We start from the raw sequence: 16427 nt of genomic DNA, 5'->3' as shown, positions 1-16427 counted from the left end.
ACAGCCGGAAACATCCCAAACCCGCTGGTCAAGGCGTTAACAGGGTGTTAGCGACACACCTGTGAGTATTTCCGACACGCCCGCGTTGCGCCCGTCCCGTCCCAGCGTCACGGTCGGCCACTCTCGGCAGGGTTTCGCGAAGCTACCTGTGGCAGCGGAACTTCCACCGTGGAAGCCTCCGGCGCCGCCGGGGCAGGACTGGGGCAGCCGAGGCCGGAACATGGACCGGTTCAGCGGCCCTTTCATATCTGCCGGACAGGGATCGGACTCCGGCTCCGGACGTCCCGCGGCTACACACCTCCCGGCCGCAATATCGCGGACCGGCCGCTACCCGTCGTCCGTTCTGCCGGGCGGTTGGAGTGTTCTTTCAGCAGGTTCGGCCGCCGGTCAGGGGGACGGTTTTTGCGTCCCTCGGCGGGTACGAGCTCGGGCTCGGCGGCATCTCACGGCCCGGCTTGTTGGTTCCGCGTCATCGCAGCGCGTATCGCGGTCACTGCGGTCCGAGGGCGGCGGCGTGGGGCGCGAGCCCGGGTAGCAGCGCCACACCGCGCACACGGACAGGTGCAACTCCTCAGGGAGGCACCTGCGATGCCGGAGGGGATGGGGTTACCGCCGCCGCGCGACAGTAGCGGCGTCGGTGAATCAGCGGGAGCGCTGCTTGATACGGGCGGTGAGTTCCTGCACCTGGTCGTAGACCCGGCGCCGCTCCGACATCTCCTTGCGGACCTTCTTCTCCGCGTACATGACCGTCGTGTGGTCACGGCCGAAAGCCTGGCCGATCTTCGGCAGGGAGAGATCGGTGAGTTCCCGGCAGAGATACATCGCGATCTGGCGGGCCTGAGCCAGCGGGCGGGCCTTACCCGGCCCGGTCAGCTCCTCCATCGAGGTATTGAAGTACTCGGCGGTGACGCCCATGATCGTCGACGCGGTGATCTCGACGTCTTGCGATTCGGGCATCAGATCGCGCAGCACCACCTCGGCCACCGATTGATCCAATGGCTGGCCGTTCAACGATGCGAACGCCGTGACCCGGATCAGCGCGCCTTCGAGTTCGCGGATATTGCGTTCTACCCGGCTGGCGATCAACTCCAGCACATCGTGCGGTACGTCCAGGCGGTCCATGCGCGCCTTCTTGCGCAGGATCGCGATACGGGTTTCCAGTTCCGGTGGCTGTACATCGGTGATCAGCCCCCATTCGAATCGGGTCCGCAGTCGCTCCTCGAGGGTGGCCAACTGCTTCGGTGGCCGGTCCGAGGACACCACGATCTGCTTGTTCGCGTTGTGCAGCGTGTTGAAGGTATGGAAGAACTCCTCCTGGATACCTTCCTTGCCCTCGATGAACTGGATATCGTCGACCAGCAGGATGTCGGTTTCGCGGTAACGGCGTTTGAACGCCACCTTCCGGTCGTCACGCAGGCTGTTGATGAAGTCGTTGGTGAATTCCTCGGTGGAGACGTATTTGACCCGCATCCCCGGGAACAACCGCTGCGCGTAATGGCCGGCGGCATGCAGCAGATGGGTCTTACCCAAGCCGGACGCACCCCAGACGAACAACGGGTTGTAGGCGCGGGCGGGCGCCTCGGCGATGGCAACGGCGGCGGCGTGGGCAAAACGGTTGGACGCGCCGATGACGAACGTTTCGAAGGTGTACTTGGCGTTCAGGCTCGCCGACGGTTTGGCCGTATCCCCGGCATCCGATGACTTCGCGAAGAAGGTCGGCCAGGAGTCCCGGACATTGACCACTGTTTCGTCGTCGCGACGGCTGTCCGGTGCCGGATCGATACCCGGATCGCGGACACTTTCCCGCAGGCTGTCGCGGTCGGGGTCACGCAGCGGATCCCGCGGGGCGGGATCGGCGGCCGGGATATCGGGTGCGAAAAGTGTGTCCTGAGCCGGTCGGGCTGTTCGGCGCGGCGGCAGGGGCGGGTCGAACTCGGCTACCGGCTCCCGGGCCGCGATGCCCGGTTCCCGGCCGTTGCCCACCGTTTCGCCGAGGTCGGTGCGACCGGTCGGGTAGCTGTCGGGGTAGTCGGCGCGCGGATACTCGCGTTCCCGTTCGTACTCCGGCTCCCTGGTGTATTCGGCCGCGGGTGGATATTCGCGCGGGTAAGCCCGGGGCGTGGCATAGGTTTCCACGGTCGGCGGGTCCGTTTCGCGCGGTTCGGTGGAACCGCGTGTGAAATCGTCGTCGTGGGTGCGGAACTCGGCGCCCGGTACGGATTCCGCGCCGTGTGGCAACTCGGGCAGCGTCGAACGCCGCACGGGGTCGGCACCGGCCGGTTCCGGGCCGCGTGGGCGGGTGGGGTTACGGGGCAGTTCACCCGTCAACGGCAGTTCGGCTTCGTGCGAGAACTCGGCGGCCGGGAAGCGAGACTCGTCGGGCTGCCTCGGCCCACCCGGAAAATCGGGACCACGCGCGGGGCCCCGCGCGGGATAGACACCGGCCTCGGGCTCGCGGATCGGTTCGGGACGCCACGGCGGCTCGGTCGCCGCAGGGGTGAAACCGGTGGGCGCCCGGCTCGGACCGTTGCCAGCGAACGATTCCGGCCGGGGTGCGACGGGCTCGGGGCGGCTGGTCATCCTGGCATGCCGCGGCGGACCGGGGTCGGACCCGGCGGTGGGTAGTGGTGCGGCGATCCGAACGCCGAGGCCCTCCACCTGCGGGCCGAGCCTGCGGCCCAGCGAGCGCAGGATGGGTTCCCGCAGATCGCGTTCGATGGCTTCCTGGGCGATCGAAGACGGTACCGAGAGCAGGGCGAAACCCTGGACGACCATCAGCGGTTTCACCAATTTGAGCCAGGCCTGCTGGGCCCGGGTCACCGCGCCGATGGCACCGTCGGGCGAACCGGTGGTCAACTCGGTGACCACCTCCGGCCATACGGTGGCCAGTACGTTCTGCTCGTCGTCCATCCAGTGTCCTCCCCGGGAGTCGGTTGCTCGGCGCAGACGTCCGGGGCTCGCGGTGCGTCTACTGTACTGGTTCGTTCCAGTGACACCGCATACGTCGCTCACCGAACCTGCCGCATCCGACGGATACGGCGCCCGGGGCGCTGCCCGGAACCCCCTCTTCCGGCTGCGGCGTGGCACCGTCGGCCCTACGAATATGCCATTCACAGGGTATTTCCACACAATTATCCACAGATGTGGACAATCTCCCGGGACCGCCGTTGCGGTCGCGCGCTGCGCCGGACCGAGCGTGAGTGCTCGACCTGCGGCCCGTCCGGGGCTGGGGAGGTGAGGGTGACCATCGCCACCGACACCGTCACCGGCCGGACGGCGAGCGTGACCCCGATCGCGCCCGGAGGGGCGAGTTTGACCCGGTAGAACTGGATAAGTACCCTCATACAGTCACCCTCGGCGTGGTGGCCGTCCTGTGCTGACCACCTTCCGGGGCGGTGACGCCGAACCGACATCGAGAGAATCACCGAAAAGCTTCGGGCGCCGTCGGGTGCCCACCAATTCGAGGAGTGTTGACCGTGGCCAAGGGCAAGCGGACGTTCCAGCCGAACAACCGTCGTCGGGCGCGGGTCCACGGTTTCCGTCTCCGGATGCGGACCCGTGCGGGCCGCGCCATCGTCTCCGGGCGGCGCCGTAAGGGCCGCGCCAGCCTCACCGCCTGATTTCCGACCGAGCTCGATGCCCGGTCCGCCGAACCTCGTGGCCTACGCCGCCGGTAATACTGCCGGTTCGGCGGTTTGGATGATGTCCGGGTGCCCGGGTGCTTCCTGAGCCGCATCGGCTGCATCAGCGTGCCGATTTCTCCCGGACGGTGCGACGCGGTCGGCGGGCGGGAAAGCGGGACCTTGTCGTTCATGTTCTGGTGGATCACCCGGATCCGGGAGATCCCGGCGTCCGGGTCCGATTCGGTGGCCCGCGATTCGGGTTGATCGTCAGCAAGGCGGTGGGTTCCGCGGTCGTCCGGCACCGCGTGGCCCGCCGCCTGCGTCATATCTGTGCCGAACTGACCGCGGATATCTCCGCCGAGGTGGATATCGTGATTCGCGCTCTCCCCGGCGCCGCCGGCGCCGACAGCGACGAGCTGCGCCGCCAGCTGCGTAGCGGATTACGCAGGCTGGATCTTCCCGTTGCTGCCGATTCGGGCGCCTCGCGATGAGCCTCCGTACTTCACCTGTCGCCGCCGTCGCTCGATGGCCGGCAAATATTCTGATCTTCTCGATCGAGCTGTACCGGACCTACGTCTCCCCCACCCGGATGCCGGTCTGCCGGTTCACTCCCACCTGCAGCGAGTACGCGGTGACCGCCTTGCGCACCCGTGGACTCATCGTCGGCGTCGGACTGACGGTCGTGCGATTGGCCAAATGCGCACCCTGGCACCCTGGTGGATGGGATCCCGTGCCGGAGCGGCAGCGCAGTGTCGGCCACGACGACCCGCAGCCCAAAGCTTGTAAGGGATCACCGCATGCGGTGATCGGTGACACTACCGACGGGAGTGCATAGAGCCGTGCTCGATTTCATCTACTACCCGGTGTCCTGGATCCTCTGGTTCTGGCATCGGGTATTCGGCTTCGCGTTCGGGGCCGATAACGGCCTGTCCTGGGCGCTGTCCGTGGTTTTCCTCGTCTTCACGCTGCGTCTGGTGCTCTACAAGCCCTTCGTGAGGCAGGTTCGTACCACCAAACAGATGCAAGAGCTGCAGCCGCAGATCAAGGAGCTGCAGAAGAAGTACAAGAACGACCGCCAGAAGATGGCGCTGGAGATGCAGAAGCTCCAGAAAGACCACGGCTTCAACCCGCTCATGGGCTGTCTGCCGATCCTGGCCCAGGTACCGGTCTTCCTCGGCCTGTTCCACGTATTGCGTTCGTTCAACCGCACCGGTCACGGTTTCGGCCAGCTCGGTATGGATCCGTACACCAACGCGCATACGCCGAACTACGTCTTCAACGTCGAGGATGTGCAGTCGTTCCTGAGCGCCCGTATCTTCGGCGCCCCGATTTCCGCCTTCATCACCGCGCCGGTCGAGGAGTTGCAGGCCTTCGCCGATTACGGTGGTACCCCGAGCCGGTTGAGTATTGCCCTGGTCTCGATCCCCCTCATGGTGATCGCTGCGGTCGCGACCCACTTCAACGCTCGCGCGTCGGTTTCCCGGCAGAGCGCGGAGGCTGCGGCCAACCCGCAGGCCGCGATCATGAACAAGCTGGCGCTATGGGTTTTCCCGTTCGGTGTCCTGATCGGTGGTCCGTTCCTGCCCATCGCCGTCCTGCTGTACTGGGTGTCCAACAACATCTGGACCTACGGCCAGCAGCATCTCGTCTTCGGCCGGATGGCCAAGGAAGACGAAGCCAAGAAGCAGGCCAAGATGGAGAAGCAGGCGCAGAACGCCCCCAAGCCCGGCGCGAAGCCTGTCGACACCCGGAAGAAGCAGCCGGCCAAACCGGCCGACGGCTCCGAGGAGACGGCCGCCGACGGTACGGCCGAAGCGAACGGTTCGAGTCCTGCCAAGACGAATGCCAAACCCAAACAGTCGGGCCAGCGCCGGCCGGGTGGTCAGAAACGGTCCGGCAACCGCGGCCGCGCCAATCAGAAGCGGCGCCGCTGACCCCTCCCCCGCAGACCCCTTGTGATCGGGACACCGGCCGACGGGCGGTCGGTGTCCCGGCGAGTAGATAAAGGAAACATATGACACTCGAGACCGAAGGTGGCGACGCCACCGCCAGCGCATCCTCGACCGTGGTGGAGTCGGACGCCGTGGATTCGGCGGGCGACGTCGAGGAAGCGCTCATCGAAGAGGGCGAGATCGCCGGCGACTATCTCGAACAGCTTCTCGATGTACTCGACTTCGACGGTGATATCGACCTCGACGTCGAAGGTGATCGCGCGGTGGTCAGTATCGATGGTGGCAAGGATCTGTCGAAACTGGTCGGGCACAGCGGTGAGGTACTCGACGCACTCCAGGAACTGACCCGGCTCGCGGTGCAGCAGGCGACCGGTGTGCGGAGTCGGTTGATGCTCGATGTGGCGGGCTGGCGAGCGAAGCGGCGCGCAGATCTGAGTGCCCTGGGTGCGGCGGCCGCGCAGCGTGTCCTGGAGACGGGTTCGCCGGAGCAACTCGCCCCGATGACGCCGTTCGAACGCAAGATCGTGCACGACGCGGTCGCCGCGATCGCCGGGGTCGCCAGCGAGAGCGAGGGCGTGGAGCCGAACCGGCGGGTTGTCGTCATACCGGACTGACCCCCGTACCAGCGGAGTGACCAGAATTCCGGTCGACGCAAAGGGCCCGAGTCCCTGCGACTCGGGCCCTTTGCACGTCCGGTTCCGGCTGGTCGAGAACAGTCGGGTGCCAGGAGGCTACGGTGAGACCGTAGTGGGTCCAACTGCTCGAGCTCGTCGATCACAATCGAACAGAAGGGTGTTTCACGTGAAACCAGAACTCGGCGATTCGGCGGCCATGGCGCCGCAGTCGCCGCCGCCGGCGGAAGCGGAATCCGTCTTCGGCGAGCGCCTGGGATCGGCGTGTGACTACTGGGCCGCTCTCGCCACCGCCGGGGTGGAGCGCGGACTGATCGGCCCGAGGGAAGTGCCCCGGCTCTGGGAGCGGCATATCCTCAACTGCGCTGTTGTCGGCGAACTGATCGGCGAGGGAGCCTCGGTAGTCGATATCGGTAGCGGCGCGGGGTTGCCCGGAATTCCCTTGGCCCTCGCCCGCCCGGACCTCCGAATCACCCTCGTCGAGCCGCTGTTGCGCCGGACGGTTTTCCTCAAAGAATTCATAGACGCGGCGGGGCTCGAGATCACTGTAGTGCGGGGCCGCGCTGAGCAGCCCGGGGTGATCCAGGAAGCCGGCGGAGCAGATGTGGTGACTTCGCGAGCTGTCGCGCCCTTGGCGAAGCTGACGGAATGGTCGGTGCCGCTGCTGCACGAGCACGGACATATGCTTGCCCTCAAGGGGGCCAGTGTCGCCGACGAACTGGAACGCGATCGCCTGGCGGTCGAACGAGCGGGTGCCGGCAACTTCGCCGTGCTGGAATGTGGTGCCGGGATCGTCGATCCTCCGACCGTAGTTCTATCGGCCGAACGCTTGCGCCGTTCGGAGCGACCGTCCAAGCGCCCGAAGAAACGCACCCGAGCGCAGCGCCGGGCGGAAACAGGTCAAACCTGATCCGTTCCCCTCACCCCTGCTCCCCTCCCCCCGCGGCATGATGTTTCCCGTGAAACATCGGCTTTGCCGAAGCCGATGAGCAACCCCCTGTCGGCGCGGGCGGCCCCGAGGAGGCGACCAGGGAAAGGTCGCGTAACGCGCAGTCGGTCCTTCATCCCAGAGCGGGACTGCCAGCGCGCAGCAGCAGCCCGGCCGCACCAAATTTCGGGTTACTTCGCCGTTCCTGCTACTCGGGACTTCCTCTCCGCCTCCGTCGTCGCACCGCATCGCCGGCCCTTTCGGCAGACGGCAACGCGCAGCGGCCGCAGGTGTGGTTACTTTCAGGCCGCAGCCGAGCCAGCCGCGCGACCGGGCATCGGAGCCAGCCAATCCAGCCGGGCGGCAACGAACAGGGCTCCGCCCCGGTCGGTGACATAACTCGCACGGTCCGTGGAATTCCGGTGGACAGTGATGAATCGACGGGGCAGGCCGTCCCGCGGCTGCTCTTCGGCGGAGCCGGTGATCGTTGGAGCAGAACGGTACGTCGGGGTCAGATAGTCCGGCCGACGGGCGAGTTTGCGTCGGCGAGCTTCTGGACTGTTCGTCACCGCAGACCGGCGGCGGTGTGGTCGCGCGCTGTGGTCCTCGCCGATGGTGACGGGCCGTAGGTCGAACACCGCCCCGGCGACGTTGTCGGGCCTCTCTGTTCCGGCAGGAGCGCTCGCGATCTGCAGTGGCGGTCGATACGTCGATTCGTTGATGAACTGCCGCAGATCTTCGCTAGGCGAAGCTGACGTTTCACGGGAAACATCGAGGAACCCGTACGCAATCGGGCCACACCGATGGGTCACGCGGAGGCGGGCGAAGGGGGCGCGTCGGTTGCACGTGGCGCGCCGGGCAGCCCGTTGTCACAGTGACGAAGAGGGGCTGACCAGGAGGGTAGGTGAGCGGCGGACACAAAACTGCAGCCGCCACCATAGTTCGGCCGGCGACGGGCCACGCGCCTCGGCGCTCGATGTCGTAGATGACGCTCGCGCGTGCGAATGCCCACGATGGACGCCGGTTGCGGCAGGAGCCTGTTCGGAGATTTCTTCGATAGAGGCACACGAGCGACAGACCGTTGTGGTGGCAAGAGGGCCGGGACCGCTTATGCAACTTACGGAGTCGACCGGCACGGCACCCCCATCCATGGATTGCCACCGTCTGCGGCAGCCCGGCCGCATCGATCTGGTCGCCGATCCCGTGTAGGCATTCGTGCGGGGCTCCCTTGGGTGGATCTCGAGACAATCGGCGTGTATTGCGAGATGAGCGGCGGAGCCGTGGAACGGTCGATGTTTCCCGTGAAACATCGCCTCGCCAGTACCGGCGAGGCGCCGGGCGTGTTACCGGACGATGAATTCGGGCTAGTTCTGCGTGTCGCGGGCGCGTCGCAGCGATTCAGCTTTCTTCTCGGGCTCGCTGCTGGCAAGCTATTGGACGTCGGGCGTGAGCGTCGGTGCCACGGAGGAATCTTGGTGTTGCAGCGGTGCAGCTCCGTTCGATCGACCGGCGACTCGGTGTCCGCGTCGGAGGAGGTAGCTTCGCGTGACCACGCAGTGCGGCGAAGTCACCCGTCCCGCATGGATGTCGCAGTCCTGGTCGTGGATCGTCGTTCGGTCCGGTACGGCTTGTTTCGACGACACGGCGCCGGCGTCCGTCAGGCCACGTGATCTTGCAGTTCTCGCGTTAGGAGCGGTCTATGTCGAACGGTTCAGCGAATGTTTCACGGGAAACATCGCGCGTGCCGGGAATGCTGGATGGTAGCAATATCGGCCCGGAGGCATTCGGAAGCACACCGTATGGCCATATCTCCCCCACCGAGACACCGATTGCTGCCGAGGCCCACCGGGCGAGCCAGTTAATGCATCCAGGAAAGGTGACAGTGCCGAAACCTCATGAGCAACGCATCATCACTGTAGCCAACCAGAAAGGCGGAGTCGGCAAGACTACGACAACGGTCAATCTGGCCGCGGCCCTGGCGCATCAGGGGATGAAGGTGCTTGTGATCGATCTGGATCCGCAGGGCAATGCCAGCACCGCGCTCGGCGTCGAGCATCACTCCGGTATTCCGTCGACCTACGAACTGTTGATCGGCGAGATCAAGGTTCAGGACGCGATCCAGCAGAGTCCGCACAGTGACAATCTGCTCTGTATACCGGCAACGATCGATCTCGCCGGCGCCGAAATCGAACTGGTCTCAATGGTGGCTCGGGAAGCGCGGCTCAAAGGGGCTATCCAAGAAGCCAATATCGCCGGCTACGACATCGATTACGTGCTGATCGATTGCCCACCGTCGCTGGGTCTGCTCACCATCAACGCCATGGTCGCGGCCCGGGAAGTCCTGATCCCGATCCAATGCGAGTACTACGCCCTGGAGGGCGTGGGCCAGTTGATCCGGAATATCGGCTTGGTCCAATCCCACCTGAACCCCGAACTCCATGTATCGACCGTGGTTCTCACGATGTACGACGGCCGGACCAAACTGGCCGATCAGGTGGCCGAAGAGGTGCGTAGCCACTTCGGGGACGTTGTACTGCGGTCGGTGATTCCGCGCAGCGTCAAGGTCTCCGAGGCACCCGGATACGGTATGACCGTGCTCGATTACGACCCGGGTTCCCGTGGTGCCCTCAGTTATTTGGATGCCGGTCGGGAAATGGCCGCGCGCGGCGCGGCGCGGCCGGCGGCGCTCACGGAAGGCGCTCAGTGAACGGACCGGGCATGGCTGTGGATGCGGGCAATGGAAAGGGTAGGCCGGTGAGTCAGTCGAAAAAGGGTGGGCTGGGACGCGGTCTGGCGGCATTGATTCCGACCGGCCCGGCTCCGGTTGCGACCGGGCTGGGTGCCGAGGCCGCCGATGCGGTGATCGGTCTGGATCCAGGGCCGCGCCCCGCCTCCACCTATCTGCACCAGGTTCCCGAACCCGTGGAGAGTCCGGATCTGACCTCCGCAGGGGACGCGGTGTACCGGGAGATCGAGCCCGGAAAGATCGAGCCCAATCCGAAGCAGCCCCGGCAGTATTTCGACGATGAGGCGCTCGCCGAACTGGTTCACTCGATTCGTGAGTTCGGTTTGATGCAGCCGATCGTGGTCCGGGAACTGGAGCCGGGCGGCGACCGCTATCAGCTCATCATGGGTGAGCGACGCTGGCGGGCCTGCCAAGAGGCGGGGCTGGAGGTTATTCCCGCCATCGTCCGGGAGACCAACGATGACGCTATGCTGCGCGACGCACTCCTGGAGAATATTCATCGCGTCCAGCTCAACCCGCTCGAAGAGGCGGCGGCCTATCAGCAGTTGCTCGAGGAGTTCGGGGTTACCCAGGAGGAGCTGGCGTCGCGACTAGGACGCTCGCGGCCCGTGGTAACCAATATGATCCGCTTGCTGAAGCTACCGATCCCGGTGCAGCGCCGGGTCGCGGCGGGGGTGCTGTCCGCCGGGCATGCGCGGGCGCTGCTCGGCCTGGAGGGCGGTGCCGACACACAGGAGGTGCTGGCCGCCCGGATCGTCGCCGAGGGGCTTTCGGTGCGGTCGACAGAAGAAGCGGTGAAGCTGGCGAACCGGGAACAGGAGCCGGCCAAGCCGCCCGCGCCGCGCCGGCCGCCTATCCACTCCCCTGGTTTACAGGATGTCGCCGACCGGCTGTCGTCATCTTTCGATACGCAGGTTTCGGTGAGTCTCGGTAAGCGGAAGGGCAAGATTGTCGTCGAGTTCGGGTCGGTGGACGATCTGGAGCGGATCGTCGGGATGATGCTGCAAACTTCGTTGAACAATTGAAATTTCGGCTTGTTATCCGCATAACCTCTGCCTCCGCCATGAAACGTCACTGTGACAGTGCGGGATCGTGAGGGCCGATGTGCCGAGGCAGTCCTTGACCGAAGACTTAGTGACGCGGAATGAGGCAGGTTCGCTTGATCGCATATTCTTGCTGGCGAGAAACCATTGATGCGGCGTGAGCATCGACGAATCGGATAGCTGGAGGCTGAGCAGAGCGGTGTCGACCAGCGTCACAGGATTAACCCTGGAAAGCATCAGCCGGCTGCCGGCACATGCGCGCCGTTGTGTGTTCTGGGAGATCGACCCGGCGGTGGCCGCGGACTCCAGTGGTATCAGCGATCCGGTTTTCGAGAAGGAAGCCTGGATCTCGACGGTGATGCTCGAATGGGGCTCGTGCGGGCAGCTCGCGACGATCGATGACAAAACCGTCGGCTGTGCGCTCTACGCGCCACCCCGGGTGGTGCCCCGAGCCGGTCTCTTCCCCACCTCCCCGGTCAGTCCCGACGCTATCTTGCTGACCACTCTCGGTACCGAATACCCAGACCTGGACGGCGATATCGCTTACCGGATGGTGCAGGGGGTCGTCACCGATCTGGTCCGGCGCGGCGTGCGCGCGCTGGAAGCGTTCGGTATCCGGGGAGCACACGCAAGCACCGCCCTCTCCGACCGTCCGACCGGGACCATGCGACTGATGGAACGGATCGGTGTCCCCGGGCGCGGAGCCCGGCGTTCGGTGATGGAGTGCAGCCCGGAGAACTGCATGATCGACGCCGATTTCCTGCAGGAGGTCGGGTTCGAGGTAGTACAACCGCATCACCGTTTCCCCCGGTTGCGGCTGGAACTCGATACCGATCACGGCTGGAAAGAGGATGTCGAGCGAGCCCTCGATCAGCTGCTGGCTGCCGCGTCGATGACCGTACCGACCCGGATCCTCACTCTCTGAGGCCGACCGGCCGGGGGATTCGCTAACCGCTGTCGGCGGCGGCGAGTTCCTCGGCCAGCAGTTCGGCGAAAGTGTATGTTCCGGTGGGCTGATCGTCCTGCCCCAGCAGGTAGAGCCGCTTCACGGAGATCAGGATCGCTTCGGCGATGACATCGCGCATCCGTGGATCGGCCAGCACCGACGCATCGTACTGGTTGGTGACGTAACCCAGGTCCACCTGCACTGTCGGCATCTTGGTGAGACGCAACAGGTCCCAGGTACGCGGATGGGTCCGGCAGTCCTGCAGCGAGGTCCGGGCCACCACCTCCCGCTGGATGAACCCGGCCAGCACCTGACCGATCATGGAGACCGACCCGTGCGAATTGCCGAAATAGAATCCGGCCACGCCGTTGGCCATGGGGCTGGAGTTGGACGCGCACCGCAGGGAGATCATCAGATCGGCGTCGAAGGCATTGGAGGTTTCGGCCCGTTCCGCATCGGTGGGGTTGCTCCCCCACGGGCGGGACAGAAAGGTTTCCATCCCGGTGGCAGCCATTCGGCCCTCCAGCCGGCTGGCCAGATCCCACAGGATCTCCTGTTCGTACACGTCACCGAACTCGGTGGGAATACCACGACCACGATCGGGCCCGCCCAGACCCGGATCGATCACGATACGTTTACCGGTGAGCTGTGGACCGGCCCGATGCACCACTTCTTCCTCGGCGATCCTATGTGGATTCCCGCCGGTGACCCGGGCGCCGAGCAATTCGAGCGAACGCAGCGTATCCGGACCGCAGATACCGTCGGCGGCGAGCCCGATCTCCCGCTGGAACGAGGTCAGGCCCTCGTGGGTGTGCGGGCCGAAGAAGCCGTCCACCCGGTGCACATAGAAACCGAGGTCCTGCAACCGGCGCTGCAGGGTCGCCACATCGTCGCCGTACAGCGGCGCCGAGAGCTGGTAGATCAGGGTGCGGGCACCCAGCCGATAGGACGCTTCTTTCAGCGCACGGTAGGTCGCAGGGCCGATCTCACCGTCGACCAGGAGTCCGCGGTGCTGCTGGAAGGCACGCACCGCGGAGTCGAGCTGGTAGTCGAAGGTGGCTTCGGTGTCTTTCCAGTACTCGTCCGAACCATTGGTCTGCGCGCCGTTGTGTGCGTGCAGGAACCCCAGACTCGCCAGGGTGCTCCGAACCTCTGCTACGGCTGGACCGGTGTCGCCGTGACGAAGTCGGTGCATGCGTGAGGGCCCTTCCTTCCGTCAATCCCGGGTACCCACTCATGCGATGGCGTACACCCTCGCACGACGGAGCGTGGTCGATTCTGTCAGACCCGGACCGGAATTCGACAATCTTGGTCAGGGCATACTACGGCGCGTCGCCGCGTGACGGCCGCCGGATGGCCTATTCGAGACGTCAGATGACGTCTTCGATTTCCCGCAGGAGTGCGGCCTTCCCCTTGGCTCCGACGATCTGCTTCACCGGCTTGCCACCGGCAAACAGGATCATAGTCGGCACGCTCATGACCTGGTAATCGCGGGCGGTATCGGGGTTGGCGTCGATATCGAGCTTGGCGACGGTGAGCTTGTCGGCGTGCGAGCCCGCGATCTCCTCCAGTACGGGGGCGACCATCTTGCACGGTCCGCACCAGGTGGCCCAGAAATCGACCAGCACCGGCTTCTCGCTCTGCAGGACAGCATCGGCGAACGAGGTATCGGTGACGGTGACCGTGTTGGTGGCGTCGGACATGGCTGTTCTCCTTGGTTCTCCGGACGCCTGTGCGCCCGGGGCTGAGGTGGGCAACCGAGCCCGTGGCTCAGTTGCCCGGTGAGCCCTCCGGGCTCAATTCGCTGTCGGAACGGCGACGGGCTGGTCGGCGTGCGGCAGCGTATTGCTGGTGATATCGCCCTTCTCGGCGAGCCAGCGTTCGGCGTCGATGGCGGCCCGGCAACCGGTGCCGGCCGCGGTGATGGCCTGCATGTAGGTGTGGTCGACGAGGTCGCCCGCTGCGTAGACGCCGGCGATCGAGGTCTCGGTGCCCGGATCACGCACCAGGACATAGCCTTCCGCGTTCAGGTCCACCTGGCCGCGGACGAGTTCGCTGCGCGGGTCGTGACCGATGGCGACGAACAGACCGGTGACCGGCAGCTCGGAAGTTTCCCCGGTACGGGTATCGCGCAGGGTCAACGAGGTGACGCTGGTCTCACCGTGCACCTGGACCACTTCGGCATTCGTGCGGAAACGGATCTTCTCGTTGTTCTTGGCACGTTCGAGCATGATGCGCGAGGCCCGGAATTCGTCGCGCCGGTGTACGACGGTGACGCTGGAGGCGAACTTGGTGAGGAAGAGCGCTTCTTCCATCGCCGAATCGCCGCCGCCGACCACCACGATGTCCTGGCCCTTGAAGAAGAAGCCGTCGCAGGTGGCGCAGGCGCTGACACCGCGACCGAGCAGTTCCTGCTCACCGGGGACGTTCAGATAGCGGGCGGCCGACCCCATGGCCAGAATCACCGCATGTGCTTCGTAGACATCGTCTCCAACGGTGACCTTCTTCACCGGACCGCTCAGATCGATGGCGTCCACATCTTCGGTGCGGATATCCGCACCGAAGCGTTTGGCCTGTTCCCGCATCTGTTCCATCAGATCCGGGCCCATGATCCCGTCGCGGAAACCCGGGAAATTCTCGACCTCCGTGGTCGTCATCAGGGCACCGCCGAACTGGGTGCCTTCGAACACCAGCGGCTCGAGTTCGGCGCGGGCGGCGTACACGGCGGCGGTGTAACCGGCCGGCCCCGAGCCGACGATGATCAGGTCGCGAACTGGCGTGCTCATGGGACCCTTCCGGAGAAAGCTGATGGGGACGTTTCGGTCAACAACAGGGTAGACGGGCTTTGTTCCCGGCGACGGCCGGACCGGACCGGCCCCCGAGCTCCTGCGCGGCAGGCGACGGGAAGCTCGGGAACAGCGGCTACCCGGTACGGGTACGACCGGAAAGTGCTGGGATTCCTCAGCCGATATCGGTGATCGGAGTCAGCAACTCCGGATTGCCGGGTCCGCACCCCGGGCCGACGACGAGCGCGGTGATCTGCGCACCGTTTCGCCCGCCGACGAGGATAAGCACCGCGTCGTCACGGTCGCGGAACCTCATCTCGGTGGATCCGAGCACGGGGCGATCGACCCCGGCGGCCCGGACACATGCGGTGAGGGCCGCAGGATCGGCCAGCCGGCCGGGCACATCGTGGCGGCCCAGCGCGCGCAGCGCGATCGTCGTATCGAACTCGGCGCCGGATTCTGTGCCTGTGGTGCCGGTGGGCGCGGCAGTCGGCACCGTTTCACCCTCGGGCCGGAAGCCGGCGAACAGCGCGGCACCGGCGCAGATCAGTACCGCCGCGGCGGCGGCGATCCCGGCGGCGATGCGCCGGCGCCGCCGACGGGCATCCAGCGATATCGGTGCCGCACCGACCGGCCCGGATCGGCCTGCGTCCGCAGCGGCGAATCTGCCCGCGGGTGCCGGTGCCGGGATATCGCCGAGGGGCACAGTTGTCTCCACCGCCCCGGCGGTATCGGCACTGTCGTTGCGGCCCGCTTCGTTTCCGAGGGTTTCGGCGAACGCCTCGAGCCGGGCCGCGATATCCGCCGGCATCGGCCGGACAACCCGATCGGACTCGGCGAGGCCGGTGAGGGATATGCGCAGTGAATCGAGCGATTCGAGATAGCGGCGGGCGTCCGGATCCTGCCGGACCGCCGGCCAGAGCCGGGCCGCGAGATCGGGGTCGATATTTCCGGCGTGCAGATCGGCGAGCAACTCCGCAGGGAAAGGAGGTTGCGGAACGGGGCTCATGTCCTTCGCACCTCCAATGCTGCTGAGTTCATCTGGCTCGGGTTTCGATTCCTGGGTTCTGCGGTGGCGCTCCCGGTGAGTACATCCCATTCGGGAGGAAAAATGTGTCACCGGTTTGGACGCGTCGTCCTCACATCCGGTTCCCCTCCCCGTTCAGGGAATCCAATTCGGCTTTGAGCCGCTGTCGTGCCCGCGCACATCGACTCTTGATCGTGCCGACCGGAACACCCAGCAGATCGGCCGCATCGGCGACGCTGTACCCCTCCACATCCACGGCCACCACCGCCGCGCGCTGATCCGGTGGGAGGGCGAACAGGGCGCGTTCCAGCACTATGGCGATATCGACCCGGCTGTATTCGTCGGCATAGTCGGATATTTCGGGCCAGACCTCCGGCGGAAGGACCACGGCCCGCTGGGCGCGATTGCGCCGTATCCGGTCCAGGCAGGCATTGACGACTATGCGGTGCAACCAGGTACGCACCCCGGATTCACCACGGAAGGAGCCCGCGTTGCGATGAGCCGACAGCAGAGCTTCCTGAAGCGAATCAGCGGCGTCCTCGGGGGTGTAGCAGACGCGCGCGGCGGTCTGCCAGAGGTGGTCGTTGTGCCGGCGGATCAGTTCGGCGAAGGCGTGCGGCGCCCCGGCCGCGTGCGCCCGCAACAATTCGGTATCCGAGGTGATATCGAACCCGGTTTCTCGCGCCCCTACCCCAGGAGACGGCGTCGTCCCCCCGCGAACCCCCGCATTCAATTCGGACGACA

General features: G+C 65.7%; 16 protein-coding genes. 9 read left to right on the top strand and 7 right to left on the bottom strand.

Annotation, left to right across the window (positions count from 1 at the left end; genetic code table 11):
• Positions 1-642 precede the first annotated feature (642 nt).
• Positions 643-2460, bottom strand: coding sequence for a chromosomal replication initiator protein DnaA (gene dnaA, locus NFL01S_RS03900; protein ID WP_503826392.1), 1818 nt, complete (start codon positions 2458-2460; stop codon positions 643-645).
• 671 nt (positions 2461-3131) lie between these two features.
• Complete coding sequence (locus tag NFL01S_RS03895; protein ID WP_157116233.1) at positions 3132-3344, bottom strand: hypothetical protein; 213 nt, start codon at positions 3342-3344, stop codon at positions 3132-3134.
• A 132-nt stretch (positions 3345-3476) separates the two neighbouring features.
• On the opposite strand from NFL01S_RS03895, the gene rpmH reads away from it, so the two are divergent.
• The 9 genes from rpmH to NFL01S_RS03845 all read left to right on the top strand — a co-directional run bounded on the left by rpmH (position 3477) and on the right by NFL01S_RS03845 (position 11849).
• Positions 3477-3620, top strand: coding sequence for a 50S ribosomal protein L34 (gene rpmH / locus NFL01S_RS34115; RefSeq protein ID WP_084492389.1), 144 nt, complete (start codon positions 3477-3479; stop codon positions 3618-3620).
• A gap of 98 nt (positions 3621-3718) precedes the next feature.
• A complete protein-coding gene (gene rnpA, locus NFL01S_RS03890; protein ID WP_084492385.1) occupies positions 3719-4114 on the top strand; it encodes a ribonuclease P protein component in 396 nt (131 codons plus the stop codon).
• Positions 4111-4458 (top strand): membrane protein insertion efficiency factor YidD, encoded by a 348-nt coding sequence (gene yidD, locus NFL01S_RS03885; RefSeq protein WP_062971558.1) that lies wholly within the window; start codon positions 4111-4113, stop codon positions 4456-4458. Before rnpA ends, yidD begins: the two co-directional genes overlap by 4 nt.
• A 4-nt stretch (positions 4459-4462) precedes the next feature.
• Complete coding sequence (gene yidC / locus NFL01S_RS03880) at positions 4463-5557, top strand: membrane protein insertase YidC (protein WP_062971556.1); 1095 nt, start codon at positions 4463-4465, stop codon at positions 5555-5557.
• 80 nt (positions 5558-5637) lie between these two features.
• Complete coding sequence (locus tag NFL01S_RS03875; protein ID WP_062971554.1) at positions 5638-6189, top strand: Jag family protein; 552 nt, start codon at positions 5638-5640, stop codon at positions 6187-6189.
• A gap of 178 nt (positions 6190-6367) precedes the next feature.
• On the top strand, positions 6368-7117 hold the full coding sequence (gene rsmG, locus NFL01S_RS03870) for a 16S rRNA (guanine(527)-N(7))-methyltransferase RsmG (protein WP_371851766.1): 750 nt from the start codon (positions 6368-6370) through the stop codon (positions 7115-7117).
• A gap of 1768 nt (positions 7118-8885) precedes the next feature.
• Positions 8886-9842 (top strand): ParA family protein, encoded by a 957-nt coding sequence (locus tag NFL01S_RS03855; protein WP_168433888.1) that lies wholly within the window; start codon positions 8886-8888, stop codon positions 9840-9842.
• Between the two features lie 47 nt (positions 9843-9889).
• Positions 9890-10906, top strand: a complete 1017-nt coding sequence (locus NFL01S_RS03850; RefSeq protein ID WP_062971591.1) for a ParB/RepB/Spo0J family partition protein — start codon at positions 9890-9892, stop codon at positions 10904-10906.
• 217 nt (positions 10907-11123) lie between these two features.
• Positions 11124-11849 (top strand): hypothetical protein, encoded by a 726-nt coding sequence (locus NFL01S_RS03845; protein ID WP_062971546.1) that lies wholly within the window; start codon positions 11124-11126, stop codon positions 11847-11849.
• 22 nt (positions 11850-11871) lie between these two features.
• Here NFL01S_RS03845 and NFL01S_RS03840 read toward each other — a convergent pair whose 3' ends face one another.
• From NFL01S_RS03840 to sigM, 5 genes are all read right to left on the bottom strand, one after another.
• Positions 11872-13065, bottom strand: coding sequence for an N-acetylmuramoyl-L-alanine amidase (locus NFL01S_RS03840; protein ID WP_062971544.1), 1194 nt, complete (start codon positions 13063-13065; stop codon positions 11872-11874).
• A 175-nt stretch (positions 13066-13240) separates the two neighbouring features.
• Entirely contained in the window at positions 13241-13573 is a 333-nt protein-coding gene (trxA, locus tag NFL01S_RS03835; protein ID WP_062971542.1) for a thioredoxin, read from the bottom strand.
• A 93-nt stretch (positions 13574-13666) separates the two neighbouring features.
• A complete protein-coding gene (trxB, locus tag NFL01S_RS03830) occupies positions 13667-14656 on the bottom strand; it encodes a thioredoxin-disulfide reductase (protein ID WP_062971540.1) in 990 nt (329 codons plus the stop codon).
• Between the two features lie 175 nt (positions 14657-14831).
• The gene (locus NFL01S_RS03825) at positions 14832-15665 is read right to left on the bottom strand and encodes an RsmA family anti-sigma factor (protein ID WP_157116230.1); all 834 of its coding nucleotides are present in this window, start codon (positions 15663-15665) and stop codon (positions 14832-14834) included.
• A gap of 130 nt (positions 15666-15795) precedes the next feature.
• Complete coding sequence (sigM, locus tag NFL01S_RS03820) at positions 15796-16347, bottom strand: RNA polymerase sigma factor SigM (protein ID WP_062971589.1); 552 nt, start codon at positions 16345-16347, stop codon at positions 15796-15798.
• Between the last annotated feature and the right edge of the window lie 80 nt (positions 16348-16427).

Origin of the sequence: Nocardia flavorosea NBRC 108225 (genome assembly GCF_001613385.1) — a bacterium.
Taxonomy (GTDB): domain Bacteria; phylum Actinomycetota; class Actinomycetes; order Mycobacteriales; family Mycobacteriaceae; genus Nocardia; species Nocardia flavorosea.
Note: the sequence above shows the minus strand (reverse complement) of the source record. Positions and strands in the feature narration are given on the sequence as shown.